The sequence below is a fragment of the Gemmatimonas sp. genome (assembly GCF_031426495.1).
Classification (GTDB): domain Bacteria; phylum Gemmatimonadota; class Gemmatimonadetes; order Gemmatimonadales; family Gemmatimonadaceae; genus Gemmatimonas.
In genome coordinates this window covers 14,241-35,351 of sequence record NZ_JANPLK010000001.1, presented here as the reverse complement: position 1 = coordinate 35,351, position 21,111 = coordinate 14,241, and the positions used below count along the sequence as shown (strand labels likewise).

General features: G+C 67.5%; 20 protein-coding genes and 1 other RNA gene. 13 read left to right on the top strand and 8 right to left on the bottom strand.

The window, feature by feature from the left end:
• Window positions 1-13: 13 nt before the first annotated feature.
• Window positions 14-110: signal recognition particle sRNA small type (ffs, locus tag RMP10_RS00165), an RNA gene on the top strand.
• A 69-nt stretch (window positions 111-179) separates the two neighbouring features.
• On the opposite strand, the gene RMP10_RS00160 is transcribed toward ffs, so the two are convergent.
• The 8 genes from RMP10_RS00160 to tal form a co-directional block, all read right to left on the bottom strand.
• Window positions 180-1,226 carry a threonine aldolase family protein gene (locus RMP10_RS00160; protein ID WP_310568515.1) on the bottom strand — a complete coding sequence of 349 codons (1,047 nt, stop codon included), beginning with the start codon at window positions 1,224-1,226 and terminating at the stop codon, window positions 180-182.
• On the bottom strand, window positions 1,223-2,248 hold the full coding sequence (locus tag RMP10_RS00155) for a YihY/virulence factor BrkB family protein (RefSeq protein ID WP_309670456.1): 1,026 nt from the start codon (window positions 2,246-2,248) through the stop codon (window positions 1,223-1,225). The genes RMP10_RS00160 and RMP10_RS00155 overlap by 4 nt, the downstream gene beginning before the upstream one ends.
• The gene (locus RMP10_RS00150) at window positions 2,166-2,687 is read right to left on the bottom strand and encodes a YtxH domain-containing protein (RefSeq protein WP_309670453.1); all 522 of its coding nucleotides are present in this window, start codon (window positions 2,685-2,687) and stop codon (window positions 2,166-2,168) included. Before RMP10_RS00150 ends, RMP10_RS00155 begins: the two co-directional genes overlap by 83 nt.
• Window positions 2,688-2,777: 90 nt before the next feature.
• On the bottom strand, window positions 2,778-4,196 hold the full coding sequence (locus tag RMP10_RS00145) for a class II fructose-bisphosphate aldolase (RefSeq protein ID WP_310568514.1): 1,419 nt from the start codon (window positions 4,194-4,196) through the stop codon (window positions 2,778-2,780).
• 184 nt (window positions 4,197-4,380) lie between these two features.
• On the bottom strand, window positions 4,381-5,769 hold the full coding sequence (locus RMP10_RS00140; protein WP_310568513.1) for a glucose-6-phosphate isomerase: 1,389 nt from the start codon (window positions 5,767-5,769) through the stop codon (window positions 4,381-4,383).
• Between the two features lie 60 nt (window positions 5,770-5,829).
• A complete protein-coding gene (locus RMP10_RS00135; protein WP_310568512.1) occupies window positions 5,830-6,621 on the bottom strand; it encodes an MBL fold metallo-hydrolase in 792 nt (263 codons plus the stop codon).
• A gap of 46 nt (window positions 6,622-6,667) precedes the next feature.
• On the bottom strand, window positions 6,668-8,173 hold the full coding sequence (gene pyk, locus RMP10_RS00130; protein WP_309670449.1) for a pyruvate kinase: 1,506 nt from the start codon (window positions 8,171-8,173) through the stop codon (window positions 6,668-6,670).
• A complete protein-coding gene (gene tal, locus RMP10_RS00125) occupies window positions 8,160-9,320 on the bottom strand; it encodes a transaldolase (RefSeq protein WP_310568511.1) in 1,161 nt (386 codons plus the stop codon). The genes pyk and tal overlap by 14 nt, the downstream gene beginning before the upstream one ends.
• A 443-nt stretch (window positions 9,321-9,763) precedes the next feature.
• Between tal and RMP10_RS00120 the strand changes: the two genes are divergently transcribed.
• The 12 genes from RMP10_RS00120 (at window position 9,764) to RMP10_RS00065 (ending at window position 21,042) form a co-directional block, all read left to right on the top strand.
• Window positions 9,764-11,023 carry a S41 family peptidase gene (locus RMP10_RS00120; protein WP_310568510.1) on the top strand — a complete coding sequence of 420 codons (1,260 nt, stop codon included), beginning with the start codon at window positions 9,764-9,766 and terminating at the stop codon, window positions 11,021-11,023.
• Window positions 11,024-11,149: 126 nt separating this feature from the next.
• Complete coding sequence (locus tag RMP10_RS00115; RefSeq protein WP_310568509.1) at window positions 11,150-11,905, top strand: hypothetical protein; 756 nt, start codon at window positions 11,150-11,152, stop codon at window positions 11,903-11,905.
• 98 nt (window positions 11,906-12,003) lie between these two features.
• Window positions 12,004-12,414 carry a hypothetical protein gene (locus RMP10_RS00110; RefSeq protein ID WP_310568508.1) on the top strand — a complete coding sequence of 137 codons (411 nt, stop codon included), beginning with the start codon at window positions 12,004-12,006 and terminating at the stop codon, window positions 12,412-12,414.
• Window positions 12,411-12,704 carry a hypothetical protein gene (locus tag RMP10_RS00105; RefSeq protein WP_310568507.1) on the top strand — a complete coding sequence of 98 codons (294 nt, stop codon included), beginning with the start codon at window positions 12,411-12,413 and terminating at the stop codon, window positions 12,702-12,704. Before RMP10_RS00110 ends, RMP10_RS00105 begins: the two co-directional genes overlap by 4 nt.
• Window positions 12,701-13,309, top strand: coding sequence for a prepilin-type N-terminal cleavage/methylation domain-containing protein (locus RMP10_RS00100; RefSeq protein WP_310568506.1), 609 nt, complete (start codon window positions 12,701-12,703; stop codon window positions 13,307-13,309). Before RMP10_RS00105 ends, RMP10_RS00100 begins: the two co-directional genes overlap by 4 nt.
• Window positions 13,306-14,163, top strand: coding sequence for a type II secretion system protein GspK (locus tag RMP10_RS00095; protein ID WP_310568505.1), 858 nt, complete (start codon window positions 13,306-13,308; stop codon window positions 14,161-14,163). Before RMP10_RS00100 ends, RMP10_RS00095 begins: the two co-directional genes overlap by 4 nt.
• Entirely contained in the window at window positions 14,160-15,293 is a 1,134-nt protein-coding gene (locus tag RMP10_RS00090) for a PilN domain-containing protein (protein WP_310568504.1), read from the top strand. The genes RMP10_RS00095 and RMP10_RS00090 overlap by 4 nt, the downstream gene beginning before the upstream one ends.
• On the top strand, window positions 15,290-15,850 hold the full coding sequence (locus tag RMP10_RS00085; protein ID WP_310568503.1) for a GspMb/PilO family protein: 561 nt from the start codon (window positions 15,290-15,292) through the stop codon (window positions 15,848-15,850). Before RMP10_RS00090 ends, RMP10_RS00085 begins: the two co-directional genes overlap by 4 nt.
• Window positions 15,847-16,422 carry a hypothetical protein gene (locus tag RMP10_RS00080; RefSeq protein ID WP_310568502.1) on the top strand — a complete coding sequence of 192 codons (576 nt, stop codon included), beginning with the start codon at window positions 15,847-15,849 and terminating at the stop codon, window positions 16,420-16,422. Before RMP10_RS00085 ends, RMP10_RS00080 begins: the two co-directional genes overlap by 4 nt.
• Window positions 16,419-18,224: a secretin N-terminal domain-containing protein gene (locus RMP10_RS00075; RefSeq protein WP_310568501.1), complete on the top strand. Its 1,806-nt coding sequence runs from the start codon at window positions 16,419-16,421 to the stop codon at window positions 18,222-18,224. The genes RMP10_RS00080 and RMP10_RS00075 overlap by 4 nt, the downstream gene beginning before the upstream one ends.
• Window positions 18,221-19,756 carry a GspE/PulE family protein gene (locus RMP10_RS00070; RefSeq protein WP_310568500.1) on the top strand — a complete coding sequence of 512 codons (1,536 nt, stop codon included), beginning with the start codon at window positions 18,221-18,223 and terminating at the stop codon, window positions 19,754-19,756. Before RMP10_RS00075 ends, RMP10_RS00070 begins: the two co-directional genes overlap by 4 nt.
• Window positions 19,753-21,042, top strand: a complete 1,290-nt coding sequence (locus RMP10_RS00065; RefSeq protein WP_310568499.1) for a type II secretion system F family protein — start codon at window positions 19,753-19,755, stop codon at window positions 21,040-21,042. The genes RMP10_RS00070 and RMP10_RS00065 overlap by 4 nt, the downstream gene beginning before the upstream one ends.
• Window positions 21,043-21,111: the final 69 nt, after the last annotated feature.

Here is a 21,111-nt window from a genome sequence, read left to right as displayed (position 1 = left end):
AACTTCCAGTTGCTCCGGGTCCCGGAGGGCGACAGCCCGCCAAATCCGTCAGGACCCCGAAGGTAGCAGCGGCACGTGGAGTCTGGCGTCGCTTCGTCAGGCCCGGAGCACTGCGCACGGGAGGATTCGCTCGAAAGAGCGGACCTCCCGTGCGCTTTTTTGTTATCTACGAAGCGCCGCTACGCCAAGGCCTCCGAGAGCGCCTGCGCGATCTTCGGTCCGTGCTCGGCGATGAGCCCGATCGGCGCATCGAGGTGGGTCACCGCGCGCACCCTCGTGTCGTGCCACTTGTAGATCCGCACGCCGAGCGCGGCCGCCTGCGCGATAACCTGATCGGCGCGGGGGCTGGGCAAGTCGATCATGACGATGTTGGTGTCCGGCATAACGACCTTGGCCCCGCCGGCGCCGTCGACGAGATGCGCGAGATATTTCGCCGATTCATGGTCCTCAGCCAACCGGTCGAGATGGTGCTCGAGCCCGTACAGCGCGCCGGCCGCGAGGATGCCGCTCTGACGCATGCCGCCACCAAAGCGTTTTCGGGCGCGATGGGCACGCGTGATGAGGTCAGCCGGACCGGCAAGGCACGCCCCGACCGGGGCGCCAAGTCCTTTGGAGAACGACACCATGACGGTGTCGGCACAGGCGGCGAAGTCGGCGAGTGCTGTCCCGGTGGCGGCGGCCGCGTTCCACAGGCGTGCGCCGTCGAGGTGCACCGCGAGGTGGAAGCGGCGCGCGACCGAGGTGAGGGCGTGCAATTCGTCGCGCGTCGTCACGACGCCACCAGCCCCATTGTGCGTGTTCTCGAGACACACCATCGAGGGCTCGATGCCATCACTGGACGGCGAACGCATTCCTGCCGCCAGATCGGCGGCCCGAAACACCAGCGCCGATCCGCGCAACGGGCGCACCTGCACGCCGCACAGCGCGGCGGTCGCGGCGACCTCCGAGTGGATGATGTGTGCCTCCGCGTCGAGGAGAATCTCAGTGCCCGGCGTGCTCTGCACCCAGATGGCGGCTTGGTTGGCCATCGAGCCGCTCGGGAAGAACAGCGCGCGCTCTTTGCCAAGCCGTTCGGCCACCACGGCTTCGAGCCGGCGTGTGGTGGGATCACCGTCGAGCACATCGTCACCGACTTCCGCGTCGGCCATCGCGCGTCGCATCGCGGCGGTAGGCCGGGTCACGGTATCACTGCGCACATCGAGCAACGGAGCGGCGAATTGGGTCACGGACGTTTGGTGGGAGGACGTTTGTTCGGTTTGGCGCGTGTCGGCGTGGCGGCGGCAGCGGCGCGCGCTGCGTCCTCAGCCTGCTGCAGGGCCGCGAGCTCGTTTCGCCGCAGGTCGAACGCCTGCGCGACTTCGCCGCCGATCAGAAACAACAGCGCACCGTAATATGTCCAAAAGACAATCGCGACGATGGCGGCAATCGTGCCCGTGTACAGCGAACTCGGATCGAAGCGCGCGACAAAAAGCACGAAGAGGTGTCGTGCGATCTCGAACAGGATGGAGGCGGTGAGTGCGCCGACCGCCGCCGTGCGCATGCTGGGGCGACGACGTGGCAGTCCGCGATACATGGCGTAGAAGAGCACGAAGACGACCGTAAGCGCCATCAGCCGACCAAGCAGATAGCCCACGAAGCCCATCGCCTCGGCGCGCAGTCCCGTTTCCTGCAAGAGCGCCAGACCGCGCGTCGTGGCGAGATCGACGTACGTGGAGATTACGACGTAGACCACAATCGCGACCGTCGCGATAATCGTAGCGACGAAGTCGAAGACCTTGCCGGCGACGATCCCGCGATCGGTGCCGTCGAAGATCAGCGCGAGGACGCTGCGTAGTGAACCGAAGAGGCGCGTGGAGAACCACGCAAAGCCGATGGCGGAGTACGCCGTGACCGCTCCGCGCGTATTGAGCACGTCGGCCACGACGCCCCGCAGCAGTTCACCGGCGGCGTTCGCCCCGCTGGGGAGCAGGCGATCGACGAGCGCCGTCACGGTGTTGGCGGCTTCGGTGGTCTCGCTCCCGAGAAGGAAGGAGAGACCGGAGATCAGCAATAGCACGAACGGCAGAAGGGCGAGCAGGACATTGAAGGCCAGCCCGCCCGCCAGAAACAGCACATTGTCCTCAGCGCCCTGATTCCAGACGCGTCGGACAATGTCCCACCAGCTTTCAGCCTTCGCTCGGAGCGCCAGCGGACTCCTCCCCGGAGCTCGAGACCATATCGTCGGGCGCGGCGGTGTCGTCCGGCCCATGTCGACGACCATGATCCCGGTACGCGCGGCGGCTGTCGGCATACGCGCGCTTGCTGTCGGCCACGGCACGTTCGAGCTCGCTACGCGCTTGCGCCGCCGCGTCGCGTCCGGCCGATACGGCATCACCGACCGCCTGCACCCGTGAACTCACGGCATCGCGTGCGCGGCCCACCTGTTCGTCAAACTGGAAGCGGGTCTTCTCGACGGAATCGGCCACCTTTTCGCCGAACTCATCAGTCATGTCCTTCACCTTGCGTCCGGCACGTCGCGCCTCGTCCTGCAGGCGCTGCCGCGTTTCGGCACCACTGGCCGGCGCGAACAGCAGCGCGGCCCCCGCCCCGATCGCAAGACCGAGCAGAAAGGTACCGATGCCATTCGTGCCATTCTCACGTTCGATCACGACCACGCGATCATCGTCGTACTCGTCGTACCGGGCCATATCACACCTCACACGCAGTGATGAGTTGCGGATCGAGCGTGGGCGTCGCGCCGTTCCGACGCGCCCCACGTACGACACCATACTGACAACTCAGTCCGAAAGATCCGCGTCGTCCGGGGCGGCCACGATGGTGCTGGCTCCCGTCGGAAACGGGCGATGCTGCTCAGGTATCGTCACGAACTGCTCGACGATCGCACGCGTTCCGGCAATGCCGAGCTGTTCGAACAGGAATGTGAACTTCTTGTCGTACGCCGCGCCGAGTGTGCCACGCACATCGGCGGGTAATGCCCACAACTGCTTCTTGAACGGTCCGATCGCCTTCTTGCGCGCCTTGTAGTAGAACTGCTCGTCGGTATCGGTCGCCTTGCGTTCGTCCTTCGCGTTCGTGTCCAGCCACGCATACATATCGGCCCGCAGTGCGGCCGGGATGTGATCGAACATCATGGTCTGAAAGTTCGTCGCGAGATGGATTTCCGCTGTCTCGAGCCGCGGGAAGTTGCTGAACGCGGCGTCTGGCAGCGTGGACGCGCCGTGCTGTACTGCACCCGCCATGCCATACCGATCACGACCGACCTTCGAGAGCTTCTCGAGCGTGTCGAAATCGAGAGCCACGTCGGCGATCGACCCGTCGGCGAGCACGATACCACCATGCGACGTGCCCGACTGTACCGAGATCTTGGAGAGCCCAGCCGTACCCGGCGTCTGCGACTCGAGCGTGGCGTTGAAGCCATCCATGAACGCTTCGAGCTCGGCTGGTGTGCTATTCTCGGTGCCAACCTCCCCGATTTCTCCGCCAATGGAAATCGTGACGCCGGCCGGTTCCGCTGCGCGCACGAAGCGGGTGATATCCACGCACACTTCGTAGTTGAGCCGCTGTTGCTCCGCGAGGGTCTCCTTGGAGAGGTCGACCAACGTTGAGGTGTCGACGTCGATGTTGTAGAAGCCGGCCGCGACCGCTTCGGTCACGAGCGCCTTGACTGCGTTGACTTCCGTGATCGGATCGACCGCGAACTTCTTGTGGTTGACCTGGAAGTGGTCACCCTGAATGAACACCGGTCCGCGATAGCCTTCACGCAATGCGGCGGCGAGAATCACCGACACATACTCGTCGGGGCGCTGCTCGGTGTAGGCGATCTCGGAGCGCGCAATCTCGAGAATGAATGCGCCGGCCTTGAGCGTGTTGGCGGTGCGGAAGACGGCGCGGGTCGTGTCGTACGTGAGCGCGCGGATGTTCATCGCGGGCACGGTGAAACCGCTGCATTTGCCTGCTCCACGCGCGAGGTACAGCTCGTGGATCGACGCGGCACGAACACCGACCGTCTGACCCAGCTCCCACACGAGCCAGCGGGCGAAGGTGCGCTCGCCTTCGTTCCCGAAGACAGCCTGATGAACCAGCGCATCCATGTGCGCGGAGGTGAGGACGGCAGCGTCATGCAGCTGAACGCGCCCTCCGTCCACCGTAACGGCACCGCCAAACAAGGACGTCGTGGGCTTCGTGGTATCGGACATTCGTGTGGTGAATCCTGCCCAGCGCGAGCCGGAGCGGGTCAGGGTGAATGAGCGACGACTCCGGCCTACCGGAGCCCGCCGCGTCTGTCAGTGAAAGTTCCCACTCCGGGGACGGGTGCGGCAAGTCCGGAATTCCCCTTCAGGCCGGTTGGCGTCGCGCGTCGCTGCGTGGTCGGGCAATGGATCACACGCGAAAGCGTGGATCCGGCTTGGGCAGGGCGTCCCATTCGGCGCGCGCCTGCTCGCTGCCAGCGCGGCCGAGCATGGCGTAGGCGAAGTTCTTACCCAGCTCCACGCCTGGCTGGTTGAAGGCGTTCACGTCGTACAGTACGCCGGCGTAGGCAGTGGCGAGTGCGAAGGTCTGCATGAGCGCACCGAGGTGAAACGCGTCGACCGTGTCGATGGCGAGCGTGGCGTTAAGCCGGCCACGCGCCGCGAGCGCACCGGCCGTGGCGCGCTGCTCGATGTCAATGAGCTCACCCAGCGTGTGTCCAGCGAGGTAGCTCAACTCGGGAATGTCCGCATGGCGCGCCGGGATCGGTCCTTCCTGCTCGCGCCCCTTCACCGTGATGAAGGTGACCGTCTTGTCGAGCGGCCCTTCCATGAAGAGCTGCACCTGGGAGTGCTGATCGGTGGCGCCGACGGCCGGCAGCGGGGTCGGCCCGACCGGCGTGCCATCGCTGCGCAGCTTCCCGAGGGACTCGGCCCAGAGCTGCACGAACCAGAGGGCGAGGTCGCGCAGCGGGTCGGCGTACGGCATGAGCACCTGCACCGACCGTCCGTGAGCGGTGTCAGCGATGTGCTGCAGCACGGCGAAGGTGCCGGGCAGATTCGTGGCGAGATCGGCGCTCGCGGCGCGCGTCATGACGTCGGCCGCACCAGCGAGGAGCGCCTTGACATCGATCCCGATCAGCGCCGCCGGCAGCATACCGACGGGCGACAGCACCGAGAAGCGGCCACCCACGTTTGGCGGCACCTCGAGTGTCGTGATGCCCTCGGCGCGCGCGATCTTGCGGAGCGCGCCGACCTCGGGATCGGTGATGAAGATGAGGTGCTGACGCGCCGCCTCCTCTCCCACCGCGCGCGCCAACGCGTCCCGCACGATGAGATACTGCGCCATCGTTTCCACCGTCCCGCCGGACTTCGAGATCACCAGCACCAGTGTGCGAGACAGCTCGAGCCGGGCGAGCGTGGCCGCGATGGTGGCCGGGTCGACATTGTCGAGCACGTGCAGGCGGGGATGGCCACCACGCGCCTCGGTGCTCAGCGTATTCCACGCCGGCGGGCGCAGCGCGGTACGCAGCGCGATCGGACCGAGCGCCGAGCCGCCGATACCCAGCAGCAATACGTCGTCGAACCGGCCGCGGGCATGCTCGGCCGCGGCCAGCGTAGCGTCGCGCAGCGCGTCGTTCACCGGGAGCGTGAGGAAGCCGAGTTCGGCCTGCATCGCGTGCACGCGCGCGTGCGCCTTGGCAAACGCACCGGCCGCGTCGGTGAGCTGCGCGGCGGTGATACCGGCGCCGTGCGGCAGCGCCGCACCCATCATGTTCGTGAAATCAAGCGACAACGACATGGCAAGTCACTCCGACAACGCGTGAGAGCTACAACGAAACGAACGAAGCGTGCGACGGACTTATGAACAGGTCACGACCAGACCGTCGTACGCGGGCTCGACACCAGCAGGCAACTCGGCGGCAAGCGCGGCGTGCGCGTTGTCGTGCGTAAGGTGCGTCAGCAGGGTGCGCTCAGCGCCGATCTCCTGCGCCACCGCCACGGCCTCGGCGATCGAGAGATGCGTAGGATGCGGATGGCGCAACAGGGCGTTGAGCACCAGCACGCGCACGCCAACGAGTGCGGCGCGCGCGGTGTCGGGCAGCAGCTTGGCGTCGGTGATGTACGCGATGTCGCCGACGCGGTACCCGACCACCGAGGCCCGTCCGTGCGGCACCGCGATCGGAAGGACGTCGGTATCCTTCACCGTGAACGGCACGCCTGCCTGAATCGGCATCAACGTGCCTTCCGGGCGGGTCGTGCCGGGCAACGGACGAAATTGCTCGTCCATGATGTACGGAAAGCGCTCGCGCAACGTGTGCAGGGTGGCTGCTTCGCCGTACAACGGCAGCGACGTGGCGCGACGGATGGTAAAGGCGCGCAGGTCGTCGATGCCGTGAATGTGATCCGCATGCTCATGCGTGTACAACACGGCATCGATGTCGCCGATACCGGCCGCCACGAGCTGCAGGCGCAACTCGGGCGGGGTATCGATAAGCAGTCGCGTACCGCTCGCGGTCTCGATCACGGCACCGCACCGGGTGCGCTTGTCGCGCGGATCGGTGGAGCGACATACCGCGCAGACGCAGCCGATCTGCGGCACACCGAAACTTGTGCCGGTTCCCAGAAAGGTGAGGCGCGCGGATGTGCTCACTGATGCGTTCAGCAACGGCACCCGTGCGAGACGTCGGAACGCCGGATCACACCGTTTCGACCTTGAGCAAGTTGGTGGTGCCCGGTACGTCGAACGGCACGCCAGCGGTGACCAATACGCGATCACCCTTCGTGACGAGACCCATGTCGAGGGCCTCCCGCAACGCCATGGCCACCATGTGATCATACCCGCGTGCGGTGGGCACCAGGCGCGGCACGACGCCCCACACCAGCGACAGCTGGCGGCAGACCCGCGGCTCATCAGTGAGCGCCAGGATGGGCACACTGGGACGGTGCGACGACACGATGCGCGCCGTGAAACCACTCTTCGTAAAGACGACCACCAGCGGCGATTCGAGCATGCGCACGGCGGCGACGGTCGCGGCAGCAATGGCTTCTTCGGTATTCACGCCGCTGGTGGTGCGACGGTCGGCGCGATTGGCGATCCCGGGACGCGGGTGGGTCTCGATTTCGGTGATGATGCGGCGCATCGCTTCGACCGCGAGGCGCGGGTAGTGCCCCGCCGCCGTTTCGGCGGAGAGCATCACGGCATCGGTGCCGTCGAGAATCGCGTTGGCGACGTCGCTGGCTTCGGCGCGCGTGGGGCGCGGATTGTCGATCATCGACTCGAGCATCTGCGTGGCCGTGATGACGGGACGGCCCATGCGATTGGCGAGCGCGATGATGTCCTTCTGCGCATTCGGCACCTGCTCGTACGGCAGTTCCACGCCGAGATCGCCGCGCGCCACCATAACGGCGTCGGTAGCCTTCATGATCTCTTCGATGTTCTGCAGCGCGATGTCCTTCTCGATCTTCGCGCAGATGAGCATCGACTTCGGGATCAGCTCACGGAGTTCCTCGATGTCCTGCGCCTTGCGCACGAAGCTGAGCGCGACGGCGTCGAGCTCGTGCTCCACCGCGAACGTGAGATCGGCACGATCCTTCTCGGTGAGCGACGGGGCCGACACGGCGATGCCGGGGAGGTTCATCCCCTTGTTGCTGGACAGCAATCCGCCGTGGACCACCGTGGCCGTGACGCGCGGCGCTTCGACCTTGGTGACGACGAGCTCGAAAAGGCCGTCGTTGATCAACACGCGATTCCCCGGCGACACGTCGTGGCAAAGATCAGCGTACGTGATCGGGATTTCGTCGCCAGCGGCGATCTCTTCAGGCACCAAGACGACCGACGTACCGGGTTCGAGCTCACGCTTCTCGGGAAGGACACCGATGCGAATACGCGGGCCCTGCAAGTCGCCGAGAATCGCGACGGGACGGCCGAGCTGCTCGGCGACTTCGCGCACCGTCGCGATTGTTCGTGCATGCTGCTCGTGCGTGCCGTGCGAGAAGTTGATACGTGCGACATCGAGACCCGCCTCGATCAGCGCCCGCACGCCCTCGGCCGAATTGCTGGCCGGTCCGAGCGTACCGACGATCTTCGTGCGCGGCACGTGCACGCGTCGGAACGCCGACGGAGCAGACCCTTCGGACGTCGTCGCGGCAGCGCGCTCAGGTCCCGTGCGCGGGATGGTCAGGACATCATCAGAGGCTGGCAACAGCGGGTGCTCCGGTGGAGGACGCAATGTTCGCGAGCGCGGCGCGCTTACGATTCAAGCCGGACAACAGCGTGACGAAGGAATGCTCGAACGAGGCCAGCCCTTCTGCCAGCAGCGTATCGGTCACCGCTTGCACCGACACGCCCTGCGACTCCAGCGCCGACAACACACGCTCGGCATCCGCGACGTTCTCGGTGACGGAGGCGCGCACGTCCCCATGATCGCGGAACGCTTCGAGCGTGGCCGGCGGCAGCGTGTTCACGGTGTTGGTGCCGATCAATTCCTCGACGTAGATCACGTCGCGGTAGGCCGGGTTCTTGGTGCTGGTGCTGGCCCACAGCGGACGCTGCACCTGCGCGCCCTGCGCGGCGAGCGCGGCCCAGCGAGCACTGGCGAAGCTGGCCGTGAACAGCCGGTACGCGAGCTTGGCGTTGGCGATCGCGGCGCGACCCTGCAGCCCGTTGAGCGTTTCGGCGGCGGACGGATTCGCGGCGGCCATGGCGGTGAGCTGCTTGTCGATCGCGGAGTCGACGCGGCTGATGAAGAAGCTGGCGACCGACGCGATGCGCGCGACCGGCTGGCCGGCCGTGGCACGGTCTTCGAGACCGGCAATGAAAGCTTCGATGACGCGGGCGTGCGCGTCGATCGAGAAGAGCAGCGTGACATTGACGTTGATGCCGTCGGCGATGAGCTGCCGGATGGCTTCGGCGCCCTCGGGTGTGCCGGGCACCTTGATCATCAGATTGGGCCGATCGACGATCTGCCAGAGACGTCGGGCCTCGGCGACGGTGCCATGGGAGTCGCGCGCCAGATCCGGAGAGACCTCAAGCGACACATAGCCGTCGATGGCGTCGGTGTGCTCGTACACGACGCGGAAGGCGTCGCAGGCGTCGCGCACGTCGGTCGTGGCGACCAGTTCGAAGGCCTCGCGATCCGAGCGGGACCCGTCGAGCGTGGCCAGCTGCGCATCGTATGCGGCGCCTTCCGCGAGCGCCTTCTCGAAAATCGTCGGGTTGGACGTCTGCCCGGTGAGGGCGTCTTCGCGGATACGTCGCGACAGATCGCCGTTGGACAGCATGGCCCGATCGATATAGTCAAGCCAGGGCGACTGCCCGGCCGCGTGCAACGCGTGGAGACGAGTAGACATGGTATTGTATGAGGCGCGAACATAGAGTGACCGCACAACCGTTCATGGTAATGTGCTACACCGCTCCCCGGCGAGGCCGCGGGACGCCGGATGTTGGTTCGTCACGATTTCGTGTGCCTGCGGTCGCATTCCCACTTTCAGAAAACTCATTTTCATGAAACGCCGCTCACCTCTGGTCGTATTCGTCCAGAGTGCCTGACCACCCTGTTCCCGAGACTGTGCGACTCATCGCTTTCGATCGCCTACTCCCGCCCCTCCGGCGCGACGTGCCGCTGCTCCTGATGGCCGCCGCACTGCTCGGGGCATGCCGGGGTACGGTCGCGCCTGCCATGCAAAGTCCCGCGCCAGGCGGGTCGGTAGCGAGTTCGACGACACGTATTCCCATGCCGGCGGCCTGCGGCCCAGTGGCGGGAGCCGTTTCGACATCATTGGCCTCGTCTCCGGTGTCCGATCCGCTCGTGACCTTTGATAGCGCCTGGAGCATTATCGGGCGCACACACTGGGACACGACCTACAACGGCGTGAACTGGGCGGCGCTTCGGGCTGAACTGCGCCCCAAGGCGGCGGCAGCCACGACGACCGGCGAGTTACGGGCGGTGCTGTCCGATATGGTGGCGCGCCTGAAGCAGTCCCACTTCTCGATCATTCCGCGTGAGATCGCCGACGCGACCGGGACTGGCTCCGGAACTGGCTCCGGCGGGGCGCCCGCTCCCGACCGCAGCGGATCGATCGGCGCGGAGGTGCGTTACCTCGACGGCAGCATCGTGATGGCGCAGATCGATCGCGACGGACCGGCGGCCCGAGCCGGCGTCCAGACCGGCTGGCGGGTGCAATCGGTGAATGGGTGCCCGATGTCCGCGCGACTATCGCGGATGCCCAAGGAGCCTGACGCGCGGCGTGAGGCCCTCACGGCGTACGCCATTGCCACGCAGGCACTCGCCGGCGCCGTGGGCGACAGCGCGACGGTGGTATTCGCCGACGAGCGCGGACGCGACCGGACGATACGCGTGGCGCGGGCGCCGGAGCCAGGCGTCGTCGCCAAGTTCGGAAATCTGCCCGCCATGAACGCCCAGCTGTCGTTCGATCGGGTCACGTCGGCCGGCAAGACGGTCGGCATCATCCGGTTCAACATCTGGATGCCGATCCTGTCGCCCCAGTTCGATGCGGCGGTGGATGCCTTGCGCGATGCCGACGCCATCGTGCTGGATATCCGCGGGAACTTCGGCGGTGTGGGTGGCATGTCGATGGGCATTGCCGGCCACTTCTTCGACAGCACGCGGACGATCGGCACGATGATCCAGCGGGGGGCTACGCTCAAGTTCGTAGCCAACCCGCGCCGGGTGAACACGCGATCGCAGGGCGTCTCGCCGTACGCCGGCCCCCTCGCGATCGTGGTGGACGAACTCTCCATCAGCACGACAGAGATCTTTGCGGGCGGCATGCAGGCGCTCGGCCGCGCGCAGGTGTTCGGGGTACAAACGTCGGGACAAGCGCTGCCGTCGGTGCCCGAGCGGCTGCCCAACGGCGATATCTTGTATCACGCGATCGCCGACTTTGTGAATCCGTTCGGCAAGCCGCTGGAGGGGGCGGGCGTGACGCCCGACCGGGTGGTTCCGCTCACGCGTCAGGCCTTGTTGCAGGGTCGCGATCCGGCGCTGGATGCGGCGATCGCGTGGGCGGTCGTGCAGAAGGGTAGGCGGTAACGGCGGAGTAGGGAGTAGGGGGTACGGAGTATGGAGTATGGGGTACGAAGTATGGAGTACGGCGATGTCGCTCGCGTTGGACTCAACCAGTTCGCTATTCACCTCCCTCGTTTGGAGATGTTGCACATGAAGGCTTTACGCTCGTTTGCGGTCGCTGCGGCGACGCTGGTGTTGTCATCGGCCTCGCTCTCTGCGCAGGCCACGCCGTCGGCCGCCGAGGTGCTCGCGAAGTACGTGACCGCGATCGGCGGCAAGGATGCGATCATGAAGATCACGTCGCTCAAGCAGACGTCCACCATGAAGGTGCCGGCGATGGGGCTGACGGCCGATGTGGAGGCGTATCAGGCCGCGCCGAACAAGATGGCCACGAAGAGCACGATCCCCGGTGTCGGCGAGATGCTGCAGGGCACCGACGGTGTCATAGCATGGGATGCGAATCCGATGCAGGGCCCGCGGCTGCTGAGCGACAAGGAACTCGCCCAGACGCTGGAAGGCGCGGACTTCTACGGCAACATGCTCTACCCGGCGGACCGCTTCTCGAAGATGGAGAATCTGGGCGTCGCCGATTTCAACGGCGAGAAGAGCTATAAGCTCAAGCTCGTCCGCAAGGATTCAGGGCGCGAGACGACGCAATACTTCTCCGTGGCGACGGGGCTGATCGTGGGCGCCGAAACGGTGCAGGAGTCGCAGATGGGGACGATGCAGGTGTCGTCGACGCTCTCCGACTACAAGGAGTTCGGCGGCGTGAAGTTCCCGACCAAGACCGAAGTGAACATGGGTGCCAACAAGTTGCTCATGACGATCACGAACGTCGTGATCAACGGCGCGCCGGCGACGGCGTTCGACATCCCTGATGCCGTCAAGCCGTTGATCAAGAAGTGACGGAACGCGCCCGGGGGAGGTGGTTTTTGTTGACTTCCCCCGATCGCCTCCGAGATTGAGGCACTGTGCGTGCCCTCCTGCCCCATCCCCGAGCGGGTTTGACATTGCTCGAACTCCTGGTGGTGCTCGTGATTCTCGCGATCACCACCGCCATTGTGCCGTTGGCGTGGCGGTCGCCGCGCGCCACCGGTGAGAGCGCGCTCGACGGCCTGACGCAGACGGCGCGGCGTGCAGCCATCCGCCGCGGCGAGGAATTGCGCTTGCGCGTGGACGCCGATGGCGCCTGGGTGCTAGCGGCCCGCGAGGGCACCGACGTGCTCGAGACGGGGCGGATCGCCGCACCCACGGCGCCCGTGTCGCTACGAGTCGACGCCCTTGGGACCTGTCGCCCTGGTGGCGACATCGCAGCCACCGGCCATGCGGCTTCCGGCGTATCGTTCGATATGCTCGGCTGCCGATTTCTCTCCATCGCCGCTCCCGGCGCCTCTCCCACGGGGGCGACGCCGTGACGTTGCTCGAGTCGATCATCGCCAGCCTGCTGCTGGCGGTCACTGCCGTCGTCTGCCTTGATGCGACCCGCGGAGCGGCCGCCTTGCAGCAGCGAAGCGTGGCGTGGACACAGGCCGTGGCGCAGGCGGAGGCCGAACTGGCGACGGTGAGCAGCGGAGGTCTGCCCTCGAGCGGCACGCGCGTCGCGCGCCGTCCGTGGCGCGACGGATTGGATCGGCTCGAGGTCGAGGTGCCGATGGCGGGAGGGGCGACCTTCCGGCTCACGCGACTCGTGGAGCGTGCGCCGTGATGCGGGCGCAGAGTCGCTCGCGCAGCGGCTTCACCCTGCTTGAAGTGATCGTGGCGATCACGGTGACGGGCCTCGCGCTCACGACGGCCGGCATGGCGTTGTCGGCCGCCTGCCATACGGCCGCGCGCATTCAGACACATGAGGTGCGCACCGAAGCCGACAGTCGCGTGCGGGCGCTCCTGACCGACATGTTGCGTCACGCGCCGCTGACCGAACAGGTCGATGCGCCGCTGCTGGTGGTGGATCGCGCGAACGGTGCGCCGTCGCTCCGTTTTCTCTCCACCGGCGTTCGTGAGCCGTATGGCACCGGCGCCGTGTGGCAGGTCGAGGTCGCCCTGCGCGATTCAACCCTCGAGGTGCGCGCGACGCCGACGGGGCGTGATATCGGCGCGTCACCGCTCGTCGCGACGCTGTCGCCGGTCACGCGGTTGGACGTGCGCGTGCTCGAACATGGCACCGCCATGTCGTCACCCACGTGGCGCGCCGACTGGCCGATTGCGCAGGACCGTCCTCGCGCCATCGAACTCACGTGGAACCACGAATCTGACCGGAGCGCCATGCCGCTGCGCGTGGTGCTGGCGCCGTTGGATCGGCCGCGTTCATGACGACCGCACGAGTGCATCGAGCGCGACGCGGCGCCGCGCTGGTGGTCGCGCTTGTCACCATTGCCGTGCTGGCCAGCGTGACCGCCATCGCCAGCAGCCACGCGCGACGCGCCGCGTCGGTCGTCGACAATCGGCGTTCGCAGATCACGGCCCGCGCGATGGCGGAGAGCGGTGTCCTGGCGATGCGCGCACGCCTCGAATCGAGTCTTCGTGAAGCCGGTACGGACTCGGCGCGGGTCGACGGTGTCTTCGACGCGCTCACGGCTGATGGTGGTGCTCCGGTGCAGGACACCGTGGGCGACGGTATCTTCGCGACGGCGGTGATCGATGTCAGTGCACGTCTCGACGTGAACACGGCGGGTGCAGACGGCCTCCAGCAACTGTTGGAGACGGTGGCGCCGCCCAGCGACGCCCGCCGGGTGGCCGACGCGATCGAGGCGCACGTGCGCGGCGATGCGGTTCAGACGACGAACGCGAACCGCGAGGCGATGCAACAGCGCCGTCAACGCGATTCCGTGGCCGTGGCGCTGCTCGGGCGCGAGGAGACCCTGCGCGCCATGCAACCGTTCACGTCGCTCGACGAACTGCTCACGGTGCCCGGCATGCAGGCGGCGTGGCTCGACGCACTCGCCGCCGATCTCACGGTCGATGGTGACGGCCGCGTGAATCGCCGCACGGCCTCGCGTCGCGTGCTCGCGGCGGCCGCGGGTGCGCTGGTGGATCGTCCGTCACGATTGTTGGTGGTCTCGCGCGGTTGGCGCCGCGATCACGTGCTCACCCGCGAGATTCAGGCGGTCTTCGACGTGAACGGCGCCGAGCTGCGACTCGTGCGGTGGCGGGAGCAGGATCGATGAGCCGCCCCTTGTGCCTGCTCCTGGATGGCGCGTTCGTGTCCGCGCTGCCCCGTGACGGGGCGACAGCGACGCGCGTGGCGTGGCGTCCCGAGGCACCGGGGCCGATGGTGGAGGCACTGCGCGCGGAGTTCGGGGCCCCCGCGTCGCTGGTTATCATCGTCGGTCTCGCGTTTTTAGAGATCGCCGAGCCGCAGCTGCCGCCGGTCCCGAACGACGTGCGCGTGCGCATGCTGCAGCGTGACAGCGATCGCTACTTCGCCCTGCGGGAGTCGGCGGCGGTGGCTAGTGACGGCAGCGTCGCGTTTGCGATGTCGAGCGCGCTGTTGGCGTCGTGGCTCGAGGCGCTTTCGGCGTGGAGTCCAGTGCGCGCGGTGGTGACCGTGGCGACGGCGGCCGTCCTGAACGGGCTCGACGGCGAATGGGCAGTGGACGCCGGTGCGGGATCGACCGGACAGCTCACGATTCGCGAGGGGCGCGTGCAACGTGCCCGTCGTCGGCGTGCGAGTCGTGAGGCGGCCGAGCGAACGCTTACGATTGCCGAACTGTCGGGGGGCGCGTGGCGGGCATCGACCGGTGCACTCGATCTGCAGCTGCTCGATGCGGATATGCGCGAGCGCCGGCATCGGCAACGCGCGCGGCGCTGGTGGCAATCGGCCGCCATGGCTGCGGGGGCATTGCTGCTCTTGGGGTGGAGCGTCGATCGTTGGCGCGAACGGCAGCTGCACGCACTCCAGCAGGAGGCGCAGACGCTGGAGCGGACCACCGCCAGCGCGCGCGCCGCGCAGGAGCGACTGCAGCGCGCGCAGGGCGAACAGGCAGCGATCGCCGTCGCGGATCGTCGCGCCGCGCTGGGCGACGCACCACCAGCGGTACTGGCGCGGCTGGGTGCACTCCTGCCCCGCGATGCCTTCATGCAGCGACTCGAGTGGAATGGCACCGAGTGGCGTATCGACGGCAGCGCGACCGACGCCGCGGCCTTGGTGCCGCTCCTCGATGCCGATGCGCAACTCGTCGGCGTGCGCGCGGCCGCCCCGAGCACGCGTTATCTCGAGAACGGTCGCTCGCGCAGCTCGTTCTCGATCGTCTTCCACACGACGGGCTCGCCGGCACCGACGCGAGGTGGCCAGTGACGATCGCACCAGCCCTGTCGCGGGAGCGTCGTGTCGTGATCGGCGGCATCCTCGTGCTCGCGCTGTCGCTGCTGGTCACCTACGGTGCGGTTCCCGCTGTGACGCGGTGGCGGGAACGGGAGATTCAGCTCGATCGCGCCCGGGAGCAGGTCGCGCACCTGAAAAGCCTGCAACTGCAGGCGAGTGAACTGGAAGCGGCCGCCGCGTTCGCGGAAGGGCGACTGGCCGGTGGCGCACGGCGCGTGATACACGCGCGGTCCAGTGCGCTGGGAGCGAGCGCGCTGCAGACGTTGCTGCAAGGTGCGGCCGACGCCAGTGGACTCGTGGTCGATCGGGTCGATGTCAGTCCCGATCTCACGAGCGAGGGCGATCTGACGGCCACGCTGTCGGCCTACGGCGACATTCACGGACTGGCTGCCTTGCTGGCCCAGCTCACCAGCGCACCGCGCATCACGGCGGTCGAGCGCCTCACCGTACAGATCAATCCCGCGCTGCGCGGCGCGCCGGACGTACTGCGCGTCACGTTGGGTGTACGCGCACCGATGGTGATGGAATGAGTACGGCGACCCGATGGCGCGGGTATCAGGCGCTGGACGTGTGCTCGACGGCGTGCGCCGCGATCGCGTTGGTGCTGCTGCTGTTGCCCGTATCACCAACCGTGGCACCAGTGACGCTGCGCGTCGCCCGCACCACCGGCGGACCCGCCGAGAACTCGATGGGCCAGACGGCCGCGATGCAAGCGGCGGTCGATTCCCTCGCCCGCGCGATCGTCCGCACCAACGCGTTCAGTGCGAGCCGGCAGGAGCCACGGGCGCGCTTTGTGGCCCCGGGATCGGAGCCCGCGCCAGCAGCCCCGCTGTCTGAGCCGGGAGTCAACGCGTTCGGCCCGTCGGACCTCGACGACGGACCCATACTGTTCGGCATCGTGTCGGTTGGTGGTACCCAGCGGGCGTTGCTGCAACTGCGTACGTCGGCTGATCCGCCACGTCTGCTTGGTGAGGGAGAATCGTTCGGCGGTGTACGCGTGCGGCGTATCACCGGTGATCGCGTCGTGATTTCAAGTTCCAGCGGGACGCGCACTCTGCGCCTGTCCCGCGTCGTGTCGGATTCCAGCGAGAACGTGCCGTGATCGTCCTACCGCTTCCACGTCGCTGGCGCTGCGCTGCGCTCGGCGTATTGCTTGGCCCAGTCGCGTTGTCGCTCAACAGCCACGCGCTGCAGGCGCAGACGCCGATGTCCACGTCGCGCACCAACACGCTCGATTTCGCGAACGCGAAGCTCGCCGACGTGATTCGGACGCTGGCCACGATGCTGGGCCGCACGGTGTTGATGAGTGACATTCCCGATGTACGCGTCACGTTCGCCACGCCGACGCCGCTGAACACCGCGGAGCTCGAACGTATTCTCGAGTCGCTGTTGGAATCGCACGAGCTGATGCTGGTGCCGAGTGGCACGGTGGCGCAGGTACTGCCCACGGCGAAGGCGCCGGCCACCGGATCGCTGCGCACCGGATTCGCGTTTCCCGATCCGCCGCCGCTGGGATTGGTGACACAGCTCGTGCCGCTGCAATCCATTCGCGCCGACGAGGGGGCCGACGCGCTGCGGGCGTTGATGGGCAAAGGGGCGCGCATCGAGACGGTCACGCGATCGAATGCCCTGCTGATCACCGATCGCGGCGCCAACGTGGCGCGCTATCTCGAGTTGCTCCGCACGCTCGACGCCGCACCGGCCGGTGAATCGGGGCTTCGCACGTATGTGGTGAATCTCAAGTATGCCTCCGCCGACGATCTCGCGGGTGCCTTGGGTCAGTTGTATGGCGCGCAAGTGGCGAACAGCGGCGGCGGTTCGTTGGCCGACCGGTCGCTGTCGCGCGCGCTCGATTCGTTCCGCGCCCGCGAGGCCGAGACGTTCCGGTCACGGAATTCGGGGGGCATGAGCAGCGCGAATGGCATGACGCCGCAGAACAACGTCACGTCGGCAGGCACGCCACGCGACTCGGCCTCGGGACTGCTGGTGGGGCGCACCACCATCGTGGCCAACGCGCCTACGAATGCGCTGGTCATCCGGACGGCGCCGCCGAACTATCCGTTGTTGCGTGAAACGATCGACGCGCTCGACACGCGTCCGTCGCAGGTCTTGTTCGAAGTCACCGTGGCGGAGATCGCGCTGGGGCGCGGATCGGAGTTCGGTGTCGACTGGTCGGCCGTGAACCGCGGCGGGGATGTGCAGGCGCAGTTCGGCAACCCCGAGATTCCCGACACCGGATCGACGTCGGCGCTGCTACGGTTGGTGCGACTGGATGGCACCGGGGTCCGCGCGATGCTCCGCACGATCGCTTCTACCAGTGATGTGCGGGTCCTGTCCACGCCGGAGATCATCGCCGCCAACAACCGCGAAGCGTCGATCCTGGTGGGCAGCAAGGTGCCGTTCGTGGCGTCGACGCGACTCGGCAACGACATCTCGATCGACCGCGCGATTCAGTATCAGGATGTCGGCACGAAGCTGTCGATCATTCCGACGATCAACGACGACGGCTACATCTCGGTGCAGCTGCTACAGGAAGTGAGTTCACTCACCTCGCAGACCGTCGCCGCGGCGCAGAGCGCGCCGGTGATTTCCACGCGCGAGGCGTCGACGCGGGCGATTCTTCGTGACGGCCAGACGGTGGTGATCGCCGGCCTGATCGGCGAGACGCGCCAGACGCTCGAGCAGGGGATTCCGCTGCTCAAGGACATCCCGTTTTTCGGCGCGCTGTTCAAGCGGCAATCCACCACGCGGCAGCGCACGGAGCTGGCGATCTTCGTGACGCCATATCTCGTGCGCTCCGACGCCGATGCCGATGCGATCCGCGAACGCGTGAAGATGCGCTTGGAAGACCGTTCGCCGGGCGCGCTCGACGGCACGCCGCTCACCCGGAAGCCGCCCGCATGAGCGGGGATGCCCGCCACAGCGGGGATGCCCGTGACCTGCGGGCGGCGGCAGCCGGTGTACTGGCGGCGCGCCTGCCGGCGCGGTGGCTGGAAGAGCATGCCGTATTGCCGCTCGAACTCGACGGCGACACACTCGTGGTTGCCGCCGACGGCGTGATGGCGCCCATCGTGCAGGATGCGCTAGAGCGCGCCTTCAGCGCCGAGGTGCGGGTCGTGCCGCACGGCGCCGGAGACATTCGCGCCGCGATCCTCTCGGTGCCGCGCGAGGCGCTGCACGCCTCGAACACGGGAATGAGTGGCGGCGATCTCCTGCGTGGCGAGCTCACGGAATCATTGGACGATCTGCGCGCACTCGCCTCGCGCGAGCCGGTCATTCAGGTGGTGAACGCGATGCTGGCCGAGGCGTCGCGTGCCGGTGCCAGCGATGTGCATGTGGAATCGCGCCCCGACGGGCTGCGGGTGCGTATGCGCCTCGACGGCGTGTTGCGCGACGCGCAGCAGTTGGACACCGAGTTCCGCTCGGCGGTGATCTCGCGGCTCAAGGTGCTGGCCGGTCTCGATATCGCCGAACGGCGTCTGCCGCAGGACGGCCGCGCCCGCGTGCGAGTTGGCGATCGTGAGCTCGACGTGCGTGTGTCTACGTTACCCGCGCTGCATGGTGAGAGCGTGGTGTTGCGACTGCTCGATGGCGGCCATGCCGAGCAGCCATCGTCGCTCGAGTCGCTGGGCTTCAGCGCCGACGCACTGACGCGATGGCGCGCGCTGCTGCAGCGTGCGTCGGGCCTGCTGCTGGTGAGCGGTCCGACGGGCTCGGGCAAGACCACGACGCTATACGCCGCGCTCCGTGAGCGCAGCACGCCCGGCGTGAAGGTGGTCACGGTGGAAGACCCGGTGGAGTATCGACTCGACGGCATCGTGCAGTTGCCGGTGAACGCGCGCACGGGTTTCGGCTTTCCGAATGCGCTGCGGGCGATACTCCGACACGACCCCGACGTGATTCTGGTCGGCGAAATGCGCGATGCAGAAACGGCCGACATCGCCGTGCAGGCCGCGCTCACGGGCCACTTGGTGCTGAGCACCGTGCACACCACCGATGCCACGGCGGCGTTGGCGCGATTGCAGGAAATGGGCGTGCCGCCGTACTTGTTGAGTGCGACCCTGCAGGGCGTGCTGGCGCAGCGGCTGGTGCGTCGCGTGTGCACGCAGTGCGGAGTGTGGCGCGCGCTGACGCCGCACGAGCAGGTTCGCGTCGCGGAAGCGCGCGTACCGATTACGGAGCTCCGTGCCGGCGCCGGGTGCGCGTCGTGCGCCGGTACCGGGTATCGCGGCCGCGTCGCGATTGCCGAGTTGCTCGTGCTTGACGACGCGCTGCGCAGTGCGTTCACGCAGGGCGCGTCGCTCGTGGCGTTGCGGGCCATGGTCCGTGCGCGTGGCGTGCCGTCGTTGCGCGAAGATGGCTGGCGGTGTGTGGTCGCGGGCGAGACCACGATCGACGAAGTGGTGCGCATGGTGAGCGAGGACGACGACGCGTGAGCGAGCGCCCGGCCGCATCAGCGGGAACGACCCGGTGGCGCTATCAGGCAGCCGATGCGCAGGGGGCGATGTCGCGCGGTGAGCTCGAGGCGGTCTCGGCGGCGGAGGCCGTTGACCTGCTCCGCCGGCGCGCGTTGTGGGTGATCGATCTCGAGCCGACGGCCGGGGCGTCGTCCGCCGCGTCGTCCGCCGCGTCGTCCGCTGCGTCGACCGTCTCGCCGACGGCGGCCGGCGTGTTCGATCGGGTGTCACGCTGGACCACCGACGGCGGCGAGTCGCTGGCGATCCTGACGCGGTCGGTCGCCACCTTGCTGGAGGCGGGCGTCCCGCTGGAGCGCGCGCTGGCGTTCGCGGCAAGCGGCGAGACGGACGCACGATGGCAACAGATCTTTGCCGGGCTCCAGGCGGCCGTCACACGCGGCGAATCACTTTCCGAGGCTTCGGGTCGCACCGAGGCGCTTCCGCGCGCCTACGCCCCGCTTCTGGCCGCGGCCGAGGCTTCGGGCAACATGGCGGCCACGTTTGCCCGGCTCGCCGATGATCTCGAGGCGCGGAGTCAGCTGCGTGCCCGTGTGCGTGCCGCACTGGTCTACCCCACACTGTTGGCGCTGGCGTCAACGGTGGGCACCCTGGTCATTCTGGTGGTGGTGGTGCCGCGCTTCGCCGATCTGATTGCCGGCGCGGGCGGAGCGGTACCAGCCAGCACCCGGCTGCTGATCGGCCTCAGTGCCCTGCTCTCGCGCTTCGGGTGGCTGGCAGTGGTGGCGGTGCTTCTCGCGGGCACCGCGGTGCGTCAGGCGCTGCAAGATGCCGCACGGCGGCGACGCTGGCACGCCGCCCGTCTGCGCTGGCCGTTGGTGGGTCGCTTCGAGCGCGAGCAGGCGGCGGCCGGCTACCTCAGCACGTTGGCAGTGGCGCTCGAATCGGGGGTGCCGCTGCTGCGCGCGATGGCGCTGGCGCGCGGGACCGTGGGGAACGAGGCGCTGTCGGAGCGGTTGGCTGGTGCGGAAACTGCGGTGCGTGATGGTGGCTCAGTCTCGCTGGCGCTGGCCGGCTCGCTCACGCCGCTCGCGACGCGGCTGCTCGAAGCCGGTGAGCAGGGCGGCGCGCTGGCTCCGTTGGCCCGCCGCGCCGCGACGGCGGCCGCGGACCAGGTGCAGCGGGTGATCACGAGCGCCGTGGCGTTGATCGAGCCGATCATGATTCTGGGCTTCGGCGGGGTGGTGGGATTCGTGGCCCTGGCACTACTCCAGGCGATCTACGGGATTAACGCCAGCAGCTTCTGACCGTCACATTCTGGGCCCGGTGTCGCACATTGGCTGCAGTCGGTACAAACGGGATGCAGTCTCAGCCGG

Excerpts from the sequence above, each read along its gene's own strand:
- RMP10_RS00145 (WP_310568514.1), bottom strand. The coding sequence starts at position 4,196 with ATGTCCGATACCACGAAGCCCACGACGTCCTTGTTTGGCGGTGCCGTT.
- RMP10_RS00140 (WP_310568513.1), bottom strand. The coding sequence starts at position 5,769 with ATGTCGTTGTCGCTTGATTTCACGAACATGATGGGTGCGGCGCTGCCG.
- RMP10_RS00090 (WP_310568504.1), top strand. The coding sequence starts at position 14,160 with ATGAGCCGCCCCTTGTGCCTGCTCCTGGATGGCGCGTTCGTGTCCGCG.
- tal (WP_310568511.1), bottom strand. The coding sequence starts at position 9,320 with ATGTCTACTCGTCTCCACGCGTTGCACGCGGCCGGGCAGTCGCCCTGG.
- RMP10_RS00080 (WP_310568502.1), top strand. The coding sequence starts at position 15,847 with ATGAGTACGGCGACCCGATGGCGCGGGTATCAGGCGCTGGACGTGTGC.
- RMP10_RS00070 (WP_310568500.1), top strand. The coding sequence starts at position 18,221 with ATGAGCGGGGATGCCCGCCACAGCGGGGATGCCCGTGACCTGCGGGCG.
- RMP10_RS00115 (WP_310568509.1), top strand. The coding sequence starts at position 11,150 with ATGAAGGCTTTACGCTCGTTTGCGGTCGCTGCGGCGACGCTGGTGTTG.
- RMP10_RS00155 (WP_309670456.1), bottom strand. The coding sequence starts at position 2,248 with ATGGGCCGGACGACACCGCCGCGCCCGACGATATGGTCTCGAGCTCCG.
- RMP10_RS00150 (WP_309670453.1), bottom strand. The coding sequence starts at position 2,687 with ATGGCCCGGTACGACGAGTACGACGATGATCGCGTGGTCGTGATCGAA.
- RMP10_RS00095 (WP_310568505.1), top strand. The coding sequence starts at position 13,306 with ATGACGACCGCACGAGTGCATCGAGCGCGACGCGGCGCCGCGCTGGTG.